The sequence below is a fragment of the Paenibacillus septentrionalis genome, assembly GCF_042659865.1.
GTDB lineage: Bacteria > Bacillota > Bacilli > Paenibacillales > Paenibacillaceae > Pristimantibacillus > Pristimantibacillus septentrionalis.
On sequence record NZ_JBHSTE010000001.1, the window covers coordinates 900,038 to 916,266 of the forward strand.

The following is a 16,229-nucleotide window of genomic DNA, read 5'->3' on the forward strand; positions in this document are numbered from 1 at the left end:
TCAATAAATGGTAGTGTTTGGCGGTTGCCATTGCATCGACACGTACATATCCGTACTGCCGATCATTATAAATCCCAGCCGTTCATATAAACGGTGAGCAGGATTTCCGAGTGTGACATTCAAAAAAATGGGTACTTGAAGCGTTGTTGCTTCTAGTTGGAGACGTTTCAACAGAGAAGCTCCAATTCCTCTGTTGCGGAAGGAGGGTAAAATAGAAATATCAATAAGATGAAGACGATCCGAGGTGCAGTCAACACTACATTGACCAACAGACTCATTTTCGTACAATATGACGGTGCGATGCGCATTGGGAAACTGCATCTTGTAAGAAGATTGCTGTGTCATCCACTGCATATGCAAAAAATGTTCGATTTGTGTGGATGTCCATCCCCAGGATTTCACTTCTTCCTGTCTAACGGACATATATAACTCAAACAAAAACGTTTCATCTTGTGGTTCAACAGGTCGCAGTAATAATGATGACATCTTTCACCTCTTTAACATATGCGTATAGATGGACAAGTGGCTTGTTTTACTTGTGTCTCAAAAAAATGATTCTCATTTTTTCCATAACCTGTTGGACTTTCTGGGAGATATAAAGAGATTAGATTTTCTTTCATCATAGCAGGACATTTAATGCTAAACAACAATTTTTTGAGATAATTGAAACGAAAAACATATTAACCCATTTGTTTACATTTAATCGTCAAATAAAGCGTTCGCCTTCAATGTAAAAGGGATCGGACACACAATATAGAAAAACCCGCACTAGAGGTGCGGGCTAATCCATTATTATTCATTACACATCTTTCGATCTATTCAAAATAAACTGCCTTTCCAGTTTTGGATGATTCGTAAACCGCTTCAAGTATTTCGGACACTACACATGCCTGCTCTGGTGTAACAAGCGGCTCGCTATCATTTTCGATCGCTTGCAGCCACAATCTTGCTTCTAGTTCAGCAGGATCGTCCGTACTGCCATCATAGAAATCTACACCGCTAGCGTCCAGTTCTATGCGATTCGTAAACAGCTTGCTGTTTTTCTCACCATTAATGCGCAGCCCATCTTCCATATCTGCGCCGCCTTCCGTACCGCATAGTGTCGTTTTTGCTTCACCAGTCTTCAGCATGTTAATTGCCCAGCTGGATTCAAGCATAATAGTTGCGCCATTTTCCATTGTAATCATCGCCATAGCTGCGTCCTCGACCGTAAATTTTTCAGGGTCCCATGATCCCCACGCATTTGCCGCATTCGCTTTTTTGGAGAGCTTGTGGAATGCAGTACCGAGCACTGCTTTTGGCTTGTAATTGTTCATCATCCATAGCGTCAAATCAAGCGCATGAGTACCGATATCGATCAATGGTCCTCCGCCTTGCTTCTCTTCATCAAGAAACACTCCCCATGTTGGTACAGCACGGCGGCGAATGGCATGTGCTTTTGCATAATAAATATCGCCTAGCACACCTTCCTCACATAAGCCTTTCAAGTATTGGGAATCCGATCTAAATCGGTTTTGGTATCCGATTGTCAGCTTTTTGCCTGTACGTTTAGCAGCTTCAACCATTCGTCTAGCGTCAGCAGCCGTTTTAGCCATTGGCTTTTCACACATGACGTGCTTATCTGATTCAAGCGCAGCGATCGAAATCTCTGCATGCGAATCGTTTGGCGTACATACATGCACAACGTCCAAGGAGCTGTCAGCTAGCAGTTCCTTGTAATCTGTATACACCTTTGCATCTGGAGTACCAAATGTGCTGCTCGCTTTTCTTGCACGTTCTTCCTCAATGTCGCAAAAAGCAACCATTTCTGCATTTTGCTGCTTTTGCAAGGCCGGCATATGCTTGCCAAAAGCGATTCCTCCACAACCGATAATACCAATACGAATTTTACGTGTCATATGTACCTCCATGTTCGTTCTTAGTTGAATTAGAGTTATCTTCTTATTCATTGTACCCTTTTGAAGGCAAATTTGTACGACCTTAGCTTGTACAGAGAAAATAGTAAGATCGCCTGCATGCTTGCTCTAAGGCTAGCATGTGCCTATACTTGTTAATTCCCCTTTTCGTGCGACAATCCTGCTTATGTTCCATAATCCACAATAAAAAAGGAAAAGAAGTCGGTTTACTCCCGAATCTTTTCCAGTTTTACTGTTTACTATTAATGCGGATAAAGTGGCTCAAATTCAACGCCGCATGGACCTCCATCCGTATTTTCAATCAGCTCTACTTCTGTACCATCTGCACGGTAAAGCGGTTTGTAGTAATGACTAATATGCGTAGCAGATTCATTAGCATAGTGGCAGATGAATGCTCTTCGAAAGCGATTCTTCGTCTTGTTGCGATAAGAGCCATGAATCAAATTGCCGTTAAAGAAGAGTACATCCCCAGGCTGCAGCATAACAGGAACAGCCTTTTGATCCTTTGGCGGCTTGACAAAATGCGTCGTAAACGATTCCTTTGAATCTGCTCTATCCGGACAAACAATTTCATGCTCTTGCGTTTTAGGAACGACAAGCAAGCCTCCGTTCTCCTCATCGGCTTCATCCACTGCTGTCCAAGCTGCGATACAATTCCCTGGTTCCACCTTTAGATAAAAATTGTCCTGATGGAGCGCCTGTCCTCTGGCACCCGGCGGTTTATAGTAAAACATGCTCTGCGCAGCGAGTGGCGGTTCTTCGTACAAATCCTGCAACACATTTAAAACCGGCTGGTGCAGCATATATTTTTTTGCAACTTCATTAAAGCGATGTGGATGCATGACTCTAGGATATCGTCTTAAAGGATCAGTTGACTCATTGCTTAGATCAGGTTCAAAATGACCTGGAATAAACTGATGACTAATTTCTTCGAAAGTATGCTCGATCTCGTTTAGCTGCTCCTGTTTGAACAGCCCTTGAACAATAATATAGCCTTCTCTATCGAATTGCTTCTTTTGCTCCTCAGTTAAAAAACGCAGCATATACACGATAAAATCCCTCCTCGTTTGACTTATGTACATTGTATCGTGCACTGGAACTACACAGAATTAGCAATCCTGCACTTCATTCACACTATTCTGCTATCTTGTAGATTCTTAAGAGGATTATGGTTATACTAAACTTACAGATCCCTCTGGATTGGAGGAGTTGCAATGAAACGATTCGATGAGCCTTCTCAATATGATGGAAAATGCTATAGCATCGTTATTTCAGGGCATTTTCAAGTAAATGACAGCTACGTCACGATCAGAGAACAAGGCATGAAGGATTGGTTGATTGCTTATACATTAAGCGGAGAGGGTTATTTTAACACGCCCGAAGGAATGAAAACGTGCACGAGCGGAGATATTGTAATCTTAAAACCAGATACCCCACATCGTTATGGTACTTCAAAGGGTGAAACCTGGAATTTTGTGTGGGCGCACTTTGCGGATCCGTTTATCGCTGATAGACTTCTACCAGTTGAAGCGCTGTATGTCGAGGCTATTCAATCTGTTTCGGTACAAAAACGGATCTATCGAGCTTTTCGCAGAATCATATCCGATTCCAGAGAAAGAAGCCAGTTTTGGCATGATCTATGCCTGAATTCGCTCCGTGAAATATTAATGCTTCTAGCGCAGCAGCGTGAGTTGCAGCTCGATCCACGAGTCGAAGAAGCGCTGCACTACTTATCCCTCCATATGCGCAGCAATATAAAGATCGACACATTAGCAAAAGCAATTGGACTCTCGTCTTCACGATTATCCCATTTATTCAGAGAGCAAACTGGTCATTCCATCATTGATACCTTGAATCAAATGCGAATTCATCAAGCAGCCCTGCTGCTAGAGCATACCAATCGTAGTGCTTCAGAGGTTGCTTATGATGTTGGGTTTCATAATTACAATCATTTCATCAATCAATTTCGAACATGGATGGGAACGACTCCAAGTGATTATAAAAAAACATTATTGCAGCTATAAACAATAAGCTATCTAAATTCGTTTTTTCCAGCTCTGTAAGGGCCCGTTTCTTACTCCTCTTTAGAGCTATATGTTCGTGTTGTTAGTTTTTATTGTAGTTTCTGATCATCAGCTTAGAAAAAAGACGGCGACTTGATCGATAATGCGATGATCAGTTCGCCGTCCTTGTACAGTAGTTCCCCTTAAAACTCCCTTTGCCGCAGTGCCTCGTAAAGCAGCACGGTTGTGGCCATCGCCACATTGAGGGATTCACTTTGACCCTTCATCGGAATAATTACCGTCTGATTGACAAGCGTCTCGATCTCAGCAGACAAGCCATCACTTTCACTGCCCATCACAAGCCATGATCCTTGCTTCCAGTTGTAAGCATAGCAATGCTGCGTTGCCTGCAGGCTTGTTCCAACAATTTGAATGTCCTGCTGCTTCGCACGTTCAATATATGGCTTCAGCTCGCCTTCCACAATCGGCAGATGGAACAGCGAGCCCATTGTTGAGCGCACCGTTTTCGGATTGTATAAATCGACACAGCCTTTGCCCAGCAGCACTGCATCCGCACCAACTGCATCCGCACTGCGAATAATCGTACCCACATTGCCTGGGTCTCTAACCCCATCAAGCACAACAACCAAACTATTCGGCTTGTAAAGTGCTTCATCATTTGTTTTAAGCTTGCCCATGACTGCAAATATTGGCGGGGCTGAGTCCGTCCCTGTACATTTTGCCATCACATTAGAGGTTGCTTTGAACCATTCTGTAAAAGAGGCAGTCTTGCTTTGAAGCTCGACGATTTCCTTTGGCAAGCCTTTATCCGCGTCATACACTATCGCTTCAATATCAGCTCCTGCCGTGATGGCTTCCTTAACTAGATGAATGCCTTCTATAATAAATAATCTTTGACGATCACGATGTTTTTTTTCAAGTAATGATGCCCACAGCTTCACGCGCTCATTTTGAACAGATGAGAGCAGTTTATGCTCATTTGTGTATGTCATGCTTTCCACTTACCTTCCTCTAATTAACTACTATGTTGAATGATACCTTATTTATCTGGGTACAGTAAAGCTGTTAGAACATTCACTACATAAGGAGGATGGATAAGATGCAAAACTTTGATCTACGTCAAGCGATTATTGATCGAATCCAAGACAATAACAAAAATGAAATCCACGAAACGATTGCTGATTCCTGCGGCGCAGACGAGCGCGCGCTGCCTGGACTAGGAGTGCTTTTTGAAATTATTTGGAAGGAATCTTCAGAATCTCAACAGTCTCAAATGGTCGAGACCTTGTATCAGCATCTGCAATCAGATCATAATAATTCAACTGCATCGCCATCGTATTAAGCCTCGTAATAAGGACGGGATGTGTAGACGATTTTCCCATTAACGATGGTCATCTCAACAAATGGCAGGTTATGGAACTGGTCGACCACAATAAGGTCGGCCTTTTTACCTTCTGCAATCGAGCCTGTTTCAGCTGCTGTCCCCATAGCCTGGGCAGGGTGCAGCGTGGCTAGCTTGACAGCCTCATGCAACGGAATAGTTGATTCCGTATGAAGCTTAAACACAGCTTGAAGCATAGAAGCTGGGTGATAGTCCGAGCATAATATCTGCGCGCCCGCCTCCACAATCGCATCACTCGCCCGCAAATTTTGATCGTGGGATGCCCCGCGCACAACATTGGGGGCACCCACGCAAACGCTCATTCCATTCTGTACGGCATACTTAGCAACATCCAGCATTATTGGAAATTCACTTACCGCTACTCCGTTATGCTTGGCAAGCTCTATTTTCTCGAAGCTATCGTCATCATGGGAAGCAACCGCAATTCCATTTTTAGCAGCCAGTAGCGACAGGTGCTTCAGCTTATCCCAATCAATTGCCTGCCTGCGCTCCATCAGCTGATCAACGATCTCCTTAACTTCTGCAATCGTTACCCCTTGATTTTTCATCACATAACGCTCGAAGGAGCCCTCTTGACGATATTGCCCCTGACCTGGCGAATGATCCATGTAAGACAGGTAATGGATCTTCTTCTGCTTGATATAACGTTCAATATACGGCAGACCATCATCGTAGGCCACCTCATAACGCAAATGTATATAGTTGCGAACTAAGCTGCGCTCAGTTTTGTAGCGATGTATGAGCTCAATCAAGTCATTAACCAGATGATAGCCGCGCAAGCTCAAGCCAACCCCCAACGATAAGGAATGATACATCGTTGTAATGCCATGTACCGGTAGCTTGCGTTCAAATTCTAATAGCGACATTTCCAAAGGAAATAAAGTATTAGGTCGAGGCTGAACCTCTTTCTCGATCGCATCACAATGAATATCGATCAAGCCGGGGAGAATCGTCTTGCCCGCTGCATCAATTACTGTTATGACAAGAGCTTTGTTCTGCAGCTTGTAATGCTCAATGCATTCATCCACGTATTTAGAGTCCGTAAGGATAGCTTTAATTGTTCCGTCTGCAATAACAACAGACGCTTCTTTACATTCGTTCTCCATTACAACAAGCCCTGACTTTAGAATAATGAGGTGCTCACCATGAACTTCAAAATTATATTGGTCGTTAAGAATCATATGGCCTCCTCGGTTACGATGTTTTCATTCATTGTAAATGGTTGCTAAGGTTTTGTAAAACGAACAGCAAGCTTTCAACTTCTGTCTCTATAACAAACAGCACCTCCAGATGCCTCTCACATTTACAAATGTGAAGAAAAGCAATCTGAAGGTGCTCAGCATGCATGAATAAAGGTTTATTTTAAGTAAAGCTTATTATCGTTCATTAGCCATTCAAAACTTGGAAACTACGTTTGCCAAGTGGAAGCAGCTCCGGCTGTTCGCATGTGCTTTGCATCATATAATGCTTGCCTTCGCTTGCCGCATCGTGAATCCCGTGCATTGCTTCAAGCACATGATAGCCTAACTGACCGCTAGCTCGGTGAGCTCGACCTTCGATAATTGCTGCCGCCATATCGGCAGCTCCTAATCCGCGATTATTGTCTGTATTGCCATACAGCAATGGCACGTTATGCCATTCTTTCGTGCCTGCACGATGAATCCGAACATCTCCGCCAAAATTATTTGGATCTGGTACAACCAGCGTACCGTGGCTGCCATGAACCTCAATGCGTGGAAGCGTGGAATAGCCCCTTGTATCAAACGAGGTAATAATGGTGCCCATTGCTCCACCAGCAAAATCAACGATACCTGCAATATGCGTCGGCACTTCTACCTTGATGGTTTGACCAAATTTCGGCTGGCTCGTAATCGTACGCTCCGGATATGAAATATTTGCTGAGCCAGTAACTCGACGAATTGGTCCCAGCATCGCTACCATTGCTGTTAAATAGTATGGTCCCATATCAAACATCGGACCACCGCCAATTTGATAATAAAACTCAGGGTTAGGATGCCAGCTTTCATGACCACCGGACAGCATAAAGGCCGTCGCACTAATTGGCGTACCGATCCATCCATCAGCAATGACTTTAGCTGCAGTTTGAATACCGCCACCTAAAAAAGTGTCGGGTGCGCTACCAACAAGCAGCCCTTTCGCTGCCGCCAGCTCCAGCACCTGCTTAGCCTCTTCACGTGTAACCGTAAAAGGCTTCTCTACGTACACATGCTTGCCGGCTTCAAGCGCCTGCATGCATACTTTGGCATGAGCTTGCGGGATAGTCAAATTGATAACCATCTGAATCTCTTGATCTTCCAGCAGTCCCTCTACAGAGTATGCCTTGATACTGTGCTGCTCTGCTTTTTCCTGCGCACGAGCCACATCAAGATCGGCAATCGCAACGACCTCCATGCTGTCAAATTTTTTGCCATTCTCAAGATAGATGCCGCTAATATTACCTGCTCCAATAATACCAACTTTTATTTTATCCATTGTCTATTGTCACCCTATCCGCTTAATTGACTTGATTATCTTGCATGCCTGTGTAAGTACTTGCTAGCTCGCCTGCCTCTTGAGCGAGCACCTTGCCTTCAGCGCACCATAAAAAGCCTCTGCGCATCATTTCTTTCACTTCTGTAATTTCCATAATATTTGCTTGATGACCTAGTGAGTTGTAATATACTCTTCCGAGTCCCCAACGCTTCGTCCATGCCACCGGCATATCCACAGCTTTATTAAATGAATGCGGTCCATCCACAGTCGGGAAGCGCGTAGTAGCAAGCACCTCTACTGCTGGATCGACGTGAAGATAATATTGCTCAGAGGACACCTCAAAATTAGGAATGCCAGCTACAAGTGTGCTAGAGCTGTTTCTCATTTCAACGGTGTAACGCACACCGTCATTGCCGGGGTGAGCCACCCATTGTCCACCGGTCATAAACTGCCAGTCCACATTTTTGCGGAAAGCATCACACATCCCGCCGTGACAGCCAGCAAGCCCTACACCGCTTTGAACGGCTGCAGATACGTTATCTACAAGTCCCTGCTCGATTTCCCCCATCGTCCATGCTGGAATAATAAGATCTAACTGCTTCAAATATTCCGCATCACGAAATGCCTCAAGCGTATTCTGCACATTTACCTCAAAGCCCTCTGCTTCTAGTTGACCTTTAAAAATTCCTGCTACCTGTTCGGGTTGATGACCATCCCAGCCACCCCATACGATTAACGCCTTGCGCATAGAACTTCCTCCTCATGTTGAGCAATCTCAGATTGCTGCTGTCTATTGGTTAGAGCCTGTATGTCGTTTCCTTACTTACATCTCGCTAATTGCAACCCAGCGACGTTCTTCAATCGAACGCTCTACTGCTTCAAGTACCTCTTGGCACTTAACTCCGTCTACGAAGTTAGGAACTGGTTGGCGATCATTCGTAATCGCATCCATCAACTCCACCATCTCATGGGTGAATGTGTGCTCATAGCCAATCGTATGTCCTGCTGGCCACCATGCATCCATATAAGCATGTGGGGCATCAGTAGCAAGGACTCGACGGAAACCCTGTACATCCTCGGCATCATCTGTAAAATACACTTCAAGCTCATTCATACGTTCAAAATCGAATCGAACACTGCCCTTGCTTCCATTAATTTCAAAGCCATTTGTACAGCGATGACCACCAGCAAAACGAGTCGCTTCAATACTGCCTAGCGCGCCATTTTCAAAGCGTGCCATCATCAACGTTGCATCATCTACTGTTACCTGACCCATTTCCGTAGAGCTGCCGCCTTTTGCACTTAGACCGGTCATATTTTCAGCAATCGGACGCTCCTTAATAAAGGTTTCACTCATCCCGATCACCTCTGAAAACTCACCAACAAGGTAACGCGCCATATCAATAACATGCGCGCCAAGATCTCCTAAAGATCCTGAACCAGCAATTTCCTTCTGTAGGCGCCAAACAAGCGGGAACTGCGGATCCATAATCCAGTCCTGTAAAAACTGCCCCCGGAAATGATTGATCTTGCCAATTCGGCCTTCATCGATCAGCTTTTTAGCAAGCTGAACAGCAGGAGCAAATCGATAGTTGAAGCCAACCATATGCTTAACACCTGCTGCTTCTGCTTCAGCGAGCATCTCTCTTGCGTCTGATAAGGTCAGAGCTAGCGGCTTCTCGCAAAAAATATGTTTACCTGCTCGAGCAGCGGCAATTGCGATTTCCTTATGTGCATCGCTAGGCGCGTTAATATCAATCAAATCAATGTCATCTCGCTTCAGCAGCTCACGCCAATCTGTTACAGCCTCTTCCCAGCCAAATTGCTTGCGTGCTGTCTCCAGTGCTTCTTGATTTCGTCCGCAGATTGCTTTCATCTGCGGTACGGTACTGTTTGGGAAAAACATAGGAAGAACGCGATACGCGTTACTGTGGGCCTTCCCCATAAATTTATAACCTACCATACCGATTCGAACTTGACTCATATTAAAATCCACCTTTCCTCTACAAGATTGATGATTGTCTTACAACTAACGTTACAGGCAATATGGCGTATTGCTCCGCTTGTTGTGCTTCATTCAACAGAAAAGATGCGGCAGTCACGCCCATGTCGTAAAACGGAACAGCTACACTGGATAACTTGGGCGTTACAATATTGGCACCATCCGAGTTATCATAGCCGATAATACGATAATGCTTCCCGGCTTCCAGCTCGTAAGCAGATAAGCCTTCCATTGCACCAATCGCCATTCGGTCATTGGCTGCGAAAATACTATCAATAGCACCAGTCTTAATGAGTGAGGCTAGCTTCTCAGCCGCTGCCATACCGCTTTTCCTACTATAGTTCCCTTCCACCAGCCACTGGTCCTGAATTGCAATACTGTGCTCCTCAAGTGCCTTAATATATCCTTTGTATCGATCTATACTATTAGAATATTGCTTGGGGCCATTCAATAATGCTACCTTTCTGCTGCCTTGATCCAGCAGATGGGATACAGCCAGATAACTGCCATATTCATGATCCCCATCTACAAAACGAAACGATGATTCAGGAAATCTCTGATTAATAATGACGAAAGGGAAATCGTGATCAGACAGCTCCTGCAATGCTGCTCGTTCTTCTTCATTGTCATTGGAACCTAATATAATGCAGGAATCTATCTTTTTAGAGCGAAATAATTTAGTATAGTCTCTTCGCTGAGTGGGATCTTGAAAGACCATCAGCAAATCAACGTTAGACTTTCGGGCGATCTCCGCGATCCCGCTTAGTATTTCTGAAAAGTAATAGGTCGAGAATAAATGAACTTTCGGAACATGCGGCAATACAACACCTAGGTTACCGCTTTTTTGACGAGCAAGCTGCTGAGCTAACGCATTCAATTCATAACCAAGCTGTTCCGCGGCCTGCAACACCTTCTCTCGCGTCTCTTTCTTGATCGGTCCTACATTGTTCATTACGCGCGAGACGGTTGCTTCCGACACTCCTGCTAGCTTAGCAACGTCCTTTCTGCTCATTCCTGAACCTCCTTTTCTCCAAAATTTGCTTACGCACACAAGATGTACACGCGTACATTATTTCATGTAATCGTTTACTTGTCAATTTACTTTCGCAATCTTTTTTTTAATTTCTCCAATCCGCTTGCTCCTAATATAGAATAACAGCAGCAAGCTGCCATCTATCGAATCCTTCAACCAATCTAACCTTCTGCTTCTATACGGCTCCCTATGTTCGACTCTTTTTTTGATCTTACTATATCAAACTTGTACTCGGACAAGATCAGCCCTACCAGAGCCAACAACGTACCAATCACAACAGCTACCGTGATCTTTTCCTTTAGTATGATTGAAGAAGCCACTACCGTTATGACGGGAACGACATAGATGTATACGCTTGTTTTTACAGCACCTAACAGCTTTACAGCAGAATTCCAGGTTACAAAACAAAGCGCCGAAGCTCCGAGCCCGAGAAATAATAAATGAAATAAAGGAAGCGGCTGCATAAGAGATGACCAATTTGGCTTAAATCCCGATATCACTAAAATAGGCAGCATAAACAGAAGACCGTAGAAAAAAATTTTGCGAGTTGCTTGGACTGTGCCATAAGGAAAACTGCCTATTTTTTTCATAAGAACAGAGTAGATCGCCCAAACAGCAGCAGCTAAAACAGCTAGCAAATCCCCAAATGGATTAAGCTGGAAATGGTAATTCCCATTAAAGCTTATAAGGAAAACCCCTACCAGCGCGACAGCAAATCCAGCAAAAAACCGCCTGCTTAGCTTTTCGCCATCCAAAACAAAATGAGCGAGCAGCGCCGTGAAAAACGGAACGATAGAAACGATAACGCCAACATTTGAAGCAAATGTGTATGTCAATGCGATATTCTCCAATAAAAAATAAAGTGTTACACCACAAACGCCCGCTGCTGCAAAGTACCATTCATGCTTCCATTCGGTTAGTTTTAGCTGCAATGGCGAAAGTAGGCAAAGCGCAATAAACCCGATTAAGAAACGCATAAATAAAATCTCCACCGGAGAAATAACCTCGAGCAACAGCTTCGTTGAAATAAAGGTCATTCCCCACATCAGTATCGTAATCCATGCGAGAGAATGCCCTACTATTCTCATATTTTCGTTCATAAGATTGATATTTCCCTTCTACACTTAAGTCAACTATCTATAAAATCATTTAAAAATGTTCATATATTGCTTCGGTGTCAACCCGATAAACTTTTTGAAAAAGTTGGTGAAATGACTTTGGTCTACAAAGCCTGTCTCAAGGGCTGCATCAATTGGCATTATGCCTTTCTCCAACAATTTCTTCGCCTTGCTGATACGTAAAGTCTCCAAATAACTGTAAGGAGAAATTCCTTTTTGCTTCGTAAAGCTGCGCAATAAATAATATTTGCTCAGTCCTGTTAACTTGCTTAGATGATCGAGTGTAATTCTCTCTTTATAATGCTCCCTTAGATATTCGCAAATCATTGTAACCTCTACACTTTGTTCAGACTTTTCCAGTAAAGCTTGCTGATCGGCATAGTCCTCAATCAGCTGCTGCATTAAAAAATAGAACAGCTCTTCCTTTCTAAACTCCCGATCTCCCAGCATCATCATCTGATGCAGCTCCCTTAGTACTGGGACAAGCTCACTTCTAAAACCAACTGGCGATTTAAAATACGGAAGCTCATCCTTGCCTGTAATATCAAGAGCTGCTTTTCTTATTACTTCAGGCTGCACATTGATCGCGCGGTAATCGAGAGCTTCTCCTTCAACTTGCTCGCAAGCGTGGTTGTCTAGCGGATTAAACAGAAGCAGATCACCCGGCATAACGATATATTCCTGATGCTTGCACGATAAAAATCGTTTTCCACTTTCAATAAAGCCAATAACAAAATATTCATGAAAATGATTGGGAAACTTCTGCATAATGCCTGCAAAATGATACGCTTCAACATTTAGATCAGTATCGTATACAATTGATCTCAACTCTTTTTTCATAGTCTCCCCTCCTCATTGTTCTGTAGAGTCCAGTGTAACAAACCTCTCTCGCCCTAATCTTGTATAATATTGCTCAATCGTTTTATGATCTGGATATAAAAAAGCCGCTCCCTATGGAGCGACTTCTAAAAATTTGGTAGTTGGATTTTTTTCCATTGCCGTTCGCATCGCATATTCGTTTTCGAACAGCGCTACATAATTGTCCTTTTTATCCTTAACAAGCGTCGAGTTAATACGGAATTTGCTCGGATCGATGTTATCATCTACGATCCAGCGGGCAAATTGGAACGTCATCGGATGCAGCTGTACATCAACCCCATACTCTGCTTGCATGCGATACTGGAACACTTCAAATTGCAGCTGTCCAACTACGCCTAAAATCGTATCATTAAAGCTTGCCGAGTAGAACACTTGAATCGTGCCTTCCTCAGTAAGCTGATCGATTCCTTTTTGATATTGCTTTTGCTTCAGCGCATTTTTAATCGAAACCTTCGCAAAAATTTCTGGCGAGAAGGTTGGCAGCTCGTTGTAGACAATATCCTTGCCTTGACTTAACGAATCGCCAATTCGGAAAATACCCGGATCGAACAAGCCAATTATATCACCAGGATACGCGACATCTACAATATCTCGATCCTGCGCCAAAAATTGCTGTGGCTGTGACAGCTTGATTGTTTTGCCATTGCGAACATGCTTGACTGACATGCCGCGCTCAAATCGACCTGAGCAAATTCGTAGAAACGCGATACGGTCGCGGTGAGCTGGATTCATATTCGCTTGAATTTTGAATACATAACCGCTGAATTTATCAGTTGTCGGGTCAACAGGTCCACTCTCGCTTACCTTTGCCCCTGGCTTTGGAGCTAGCTGCAAAAAGTTGTCAAGGAATGTCTGCACGCCGAAGTTGTTAACCGCACTTCCGAAGAAGATCGGTGTCAATTCGCCTGCGCGTACCTTTTCATAATCAAAAGGATCGCCCGCTACATCAAGCAGTTCCAAATCCGATATTAGCTGGTCGGTCAAATAATCGCCCGCCATTTCACGAATAATTGGATCATTGTAATCCTCGACCTTTTTCACTTCGATAGTCGTATGATCCTTGCCTTGAAACAGCTCAACCTGACCTTTCATACGGTCATAGACTCCGCACAGCTCACGACCTGAGCCAATTGGCCAGTTCATCGGGACTGAGCGAATGCCTAGCACCTGCTCCAGCTCTTCCATTAGATCAAACGGACCTTTACCTTCGCGGTCCAATTTATTAATAAATGTAAAAATAGGAATGCCTCTTTGGCGGCAAACTTGGAATAGCTTGATCGTTTGCGCCTCGACCCCTTTGGCAACGTCTATAAGCATCACGGCACTATCCGCCGCTGTTAGCGTTCTATACGTATCCTCTGAGAAGTCTTGGTGACCAGGTGTATCCAGAATGTTAACGCGGTGTCCCGCATAATCAAATTGCATAACAGAGGATGTAACGGAAATTCCGCGCTGCTTTTCAATCTCCATCCAGTCCGATGTGGCATGACGATTTGCTTTGCGGGCTTTTACAGACCCAGCAAGACGGATAGCTCCTCCGAATAGGAGGAGCTTCTCAGTTAACGTCGTTTTACCTGCATCGGGATGGGCGATAATAGCAAATGTGCGCCTTTTGTCAACCTCTTGTTTAATTTCTTCACTTAGACTCATACTTGCCTTCCCTTCATCCGAAGTTCAAGTTACTTCATTTATAACCTTCCTCTAATTAGCGGCTGTTAGTTACCCAGATCACATTATCCTCTTCCTGCCCATTCACCGGCCACCATACGAAACCATCGTCAGACAGCATCTGCTCAGCAGATTTTGGCCCCCACGAGCCAGCAGGATAGAATTGTAGATCAGAGGAATCCTCGCGCCATGCTTGTGCGATTCGATCGACAAACGACCATGCATGAGCAACTTCATCCCAGCGTGTGAAGTATGTAGAATCGCCACGCGCTGCATCATGAATTAAACGCTCATAAGCTTCTGGCGTATTAATGCCTATTTGGCAGCTTTGGCAGAATTCCATATTTACATTTTGGATTTCTGTATCAGAGCCAGGCTTTTTCGCATTCAGCTTAATATAGATGCCTTCCATCGGATTAACCCGAATTACTAGCAAATTCGGTGCCAAATCATGGTGCTTGCCGAACAGAATATTATCAGCCACTGGCTTGAATTCTATAACAACTTCTGTCGTTTTAACAGGCAGGCGTTTGCCCGTACGAATGTAGAACGGCACACCTGCCCAGCGGAAGTTATCAACGAAGACCTTCGCTGCGAAATACGTTTCAGTGGTAGATGCTGGATCAACAGAATCCTCTTCGCGGTAGCCAGGCAGATGCTTGTCTCCAAATTTACCAGACTCGTATTGGCCGCGAATAACATTAGCGCGAACTTCTTCACTCGTTTCATAACTGCGAAGCGAACGAAGCACCTTTACCTTCTCATCGCGAATATCTTCGCCAACAAGACGACTAGGCGGCTCCATTGCGATCATTGCAAGCATTTGCAGCATATGGTTTTGTCCCATGTCACGCAAAGCACCAGACTTATCGTAATAGCCTCCGCGCTCCTCGACACCAACGGTTTCAGAAAGTGTGACCTGCACATTTGCGATGTGCTTGTTGTTCCAAAGTGGTTCAAAGAATGAATTAGAAAAACGCAATACTTGAATGTTCTGTACCATCTCTTTGCCAAGATAATGGTCGATGCGGAAGATTTCCTCTTCCTTAAACACTTGGCTAAGCTGCTTGTTCAATTCTTGTGCGGAAGGCAGATCATAACCAAATGGCTTTTCGATTACTAGACGATGCCAGCCTTTTGATTCCAGCATGCCACCATCGCGCATATTGAAGGAAACAGGACCGAAAAGAGAAGGTGCCAATGCAAGATAGAACAAGCGGTTGCCTGGAATATCAAACTGCTTGTCTAGATCATCAGACAGTCTGTTCAACTCCTTAAAGCCTTCCACATCGTTAATATCAAGCGGCATGTAAACAAAATGTTCAGCAAAACGATTCCACATCGTCAAGTCATCCGGTTTGTAACGGCAAAACTCTTGAATAGAATCATAAAGATCAGAACGAAACTGCTCATTCGTACGTACTCGGCGAGCAAGTCCAACTACTGCAAAATTTTCCGACAGCTTGCCTTCTTTATATAAACTGAACAATGCTGGGAATAATTTACGACGCGCCAAATCACCAGTTGCACCAAACAAGTAGTAAATAGCCCCTTCTGGTGCCACCGTTTCGATTGAAGTATTGTAGGTCATTTATCTCATTCTTTCTATAAAAATTTTTATACAGATTTACATGTAATGTAGTTTAGCATATTCGCTTTCAAATCGCCATGAAGTTTGCATAAAAATTACTAAT

15 protein-coding genes are annotated in these 16,229 nt (G+C 44.0%); 2 read left to right on the top strand and 13 right to left on the bottom strand.

The window, feature by feature from the left end:
* The 3 genes from ACFP56_RS04150 to ACFP56_RS04160 all read right to left on the bottom strand — a co-directional run bounded on the left by ACFP56_RS04150 (position 1) and on the right by ACFP56_RS04160 (position 2,959).
* Positions 1-486 (bottom strand): GNAT family N-acetyltransferase, encoded by a 486-nt coding sequence (locus ACFP56_RS04150; protein ID WP_379231420.1) that lies wholly within the window; start codon positions 484-486, stop codon positions 1-3.
* A 329-nt stretch (positions 487-815) separates the two neighbouring features.
* Positions 816-1,898 (bottom strand): Gfo/Idh/MocA family protein, encoded by a 1,083-nt coding sequence (locus ACFP56_RS04155; protein ID WP_379231422.1) that lies wholly within the window; start codon positions 1,896-1,898, stop codon positions 816-818.
* A gap of 260 nt (positions 1,899-2,158) precedes the next feature.
* A complete protein-coding gene (locus ACFP56_RS04160; protein WP_379231782.1) occupies positions 2,159-2,959 on the bottom strand; it encodes a phytanoyl-CoA dioxygenase family protein in 801 nt (266 codons plus the stop codon).
* 171 nt (positions 2,960-3,130) lie between these two features.
* On the opposite strand from ACFP56_RS04160, the gene ACFP56_RS04165 reads away from it, so the two are divergent.
* Complete coding sequence (locus tag ACFP56_RS04165) at positions 3,131-3,940, top strand: helix-turn-helix domain-containing protein (RefSeq protein WP_379231424.1); 810 nt, start codon at positions 3,131-3,133, stop codon at positions 3,938-3,940.
* Between the two features lie 182 nt (positions 3,941-4,122).
* Here the strand turns inward: ACFP56_RS04165 and ACFP56_RS04170 are convergent, their stop codons facing one another.
* Positions 4,123-4,932 carry a TrmH family RNA methyltransferase gene (locus ACFP56_RS04170; protein ID WP_379231426.1) on the bottom strand — a complete coding sequence of 270 codons (810 nt, stop codon included), beginning with the start codon at positions 4,930-4,932 and terminating at the stop codon, positions 4,123-4,125.
* Between the two features lie 107 nt (positions 4,933-5,039).
* On the opposite strand from ACFP56_RS04170, the gene sspI reads away from it, so the two are divergent.
* Positions 5,040-5,282: a small acid-soluble spore protein SspI gene (sspI, locus tag ACFP56_RS04175; RefSeq protein WP_379231429.1), complete on the top strand. Its 243-nt coding sequence runs from the start codon at positions 5,040-5,042 to the stop codon at positions 5,280-5,282.
* Here sspI and ACFP56_RS04180 read toward each other — a convergent pair.
* The 9 genes from ACFP56_RS04180 to zwf form a co-directional block, all read right to left on the bottom strand.
* Positions 5,279-6,523, bottom strand: a complete 1,245-nt coding sequence (locus ACFP56_RS04180; RefSeq protein WP_379231431.1) for an alpha-D-ribose 1-methylphosphonate 5-triphosphate diphosphatase — start codon at positions 6,521-6,523, stop codon at positions 5,279-5,281. The two genes, sspI and ACFP56_RS04180, sit on opposite strands and share 4 nt — an antisense overlap.
* 205 nt (positions 6,524-6,728) lie before the next feature.
* Entirely contained in the window at positions 6,729-7,835 is a 1,107-nt protein-coding gene (locus ACFP56_RS04185) for a Gfo/Idh/MocA family protein (RefSeq protein WP_379231433.1), read from the bottom strand.
* A 22-nt stretch (positions 7,836-7,857) separates the two neighbouring features.
* Entirely contained in the window at positions 7,858-8,583 is a 726-nt protein-coding gene (locus tag ACFP56_RS04190) for a ThuA domain-containing protein (RefSeq protein ID WP_379231435.1), read from the bottom strand.
* Between the two features lie 75 nt (positions 8,584-8,658).
* Entirely contained in the window at positions 8,659-9,819 is a 1,161-nt protein-coding gene (locus ACFP56_RS04195; protein WP_379231437.1) for a Gfo/Idh/MocA family protein, read from the bottom strand.
* Between the two features lie 19 nt (positions 9,820-9,838).
* Entirely contained in the window at positions 9,839-10,849 is a 1,011-nt protein-coding gene (locus tag ACFP56_RS04200) for a LacI family DNA-binding transcriptional regulator (protein WP_379231439.1), read from the bottom strand.
* Between the two features lie 182 nt (positions 10,850-11,031).
* Positions 11,032-11,970 carry a DMT family transporter gene (locus ACFP56_RS04205; protein ID WP_379231441.1) on the bottom strand — a complete coding sequence of 313 codons (939 nt, stop codon included), beginning with the start codon at positions 11,968-11,970 and terminating at the stop codon, positions 11,032-11,034.
* Positions 11,971-12,015: 45 nt separating this feature from the next.
* A complete protein-coding gene (locus tag ACFP56_RS04210) occupies positions 12,016-12,828 on the bottom strand; it encodes an AraC family ligand binding domain-containing protein (RefSeq protein WP_379231443.1) in 813 nt (270 codons plus the stop codon).
* Positions 12,829-12,939: 111 nt separating this feature from the next.
* On the bottom strand, positions 12,940-14,517 hold the full coding sequence (locus ACFP56_RS04215; RefSeq protein ID WP_379231445.1) for a peptide chain release factor 3: 1,578 nt from the start codon (positions 14,515-14,517) through the stop codon (positions 12,940-12,942).
* Positions 14,518-14,572: 55 nt separating this feature from the next.
* Positions 14,573-16,126: a glucose-6-phosphate dehydrogenase gene (gene zwf, locus ACFP56_RS04220; RefSeq protein WP_379231447.1), complete on the bottom strand. Its 1,554-nt coding sequence runs from the start codon at positions 16,124-16,126 to the stop codon at positions 14,573-14,575.
* Positions 16,127-16,229: the final 103 nt, after the last annotated feature.

Bases quoted from the DNA above. Each gene is read 5' to 3' on its own strand.
- ACFP56_RS04205 (WP_379231441.1), bottom strand. From the start codon at position 11,970: ATGAACGAAAATATGAGAATAGTAGGGCATTCTCTCGCATGGATTACG.
- ACFP56_RS04150 (WP_379231420.1), bottom strand. From the start codon at position 486: ATGTCATCATTATTACTGCGACCTGTTGAACCACAAGATGAAACGTTT.
- ACFP56_RS04170 (WP_379231426.1), bottom strand. From the start codon at position 4,932: ATGACATACACAAATGAGCATAAACTGCTCTCATCTGTTCAAAATGAG.
- ACFP56_RS04195 (WP_379231437.1), bottom strand. From the start codon at position 9,819: ATGAGTCAAGTTCGAATCGGTATGGTAGGTTATAAATTTATGGGGAAG.
- ACFP56_RS04215 (WP_379231445.1), bottom strand. From the start codon at position 14,517: ATGAGTCTAAGTGAAGAAATTAAACAAGAGGTTGACAAAAGGCGCACA.
- zwf (WP_379231447.1), bottom strand. From the start codon at position 16,126: ATGACCTACAATACTTCAATCGAAACGGTGGCACCAGAAGGGGCTATT.
- ACFP56_RS04185 (WP_379231433.1), bottom strand. From the start codon at position 7,835: ATGGATAAAATAAAAGTTGGTATTATTGGAGCAGGTAATATTAGCGGC.
- sspI (WP_379231429.1), top strand. From the start codon at position 5,040: ATGCAAAACTTTGATCTACGTCAAGCGATTATTGATCGAATCCAAGAC.
- ACFP56_RS04210 (WP_379231443.1), bottom strand. From the start codon at position 12,828: ATGAAAAAAGAGTTGAGATCAATTGTATACGATACTGATCTAAATGTT.
- ACFP56_RS04160 (WP_379231782.1), bottom strand. From the start codon at position 2,959: ATGCTGCGTTTTTTAACTGAGGAGCAAAAGAAGCAATTCGATAGAGAA.
- ACFP56_RS04180 (WP_379231431.1), bottom strand. From the start codon at position 6,523: ATGATTCTTAACGACCAATATAATTTTGAAGTTCATGGTGAGCACCTC.
- ACFP56_RS04200 (WP_379231439.1), bottom strand. From the start codon at position 10,849: ATGAGCAGAAAGGACGTTGCTAAGCTAGCAGGAGTGTCGGAAGCAACC.
- ACFP56_RS04190 (WP_379231435.1), bottom strand. From the start codon at position 8,583: ATGCGCAAGGCGTTAATCGTATGGGGTGGCTGGGATGGTCATCAACCC.
- ACFP56_RS04155 (WP_379231422.1), bottom strand. From the start codon at position 1,898: ATGACACGTAAAATTCGTATTGGTATTATCGGTTGTGGAGGAATCGCT.
- ACFP56_RS04165 (WP_379231424.1), top strand. From the start codon at position 3,131: ATGAAACGATTCGATGAGCCTTCTCAATATGATGGAAAATGCTATAGC.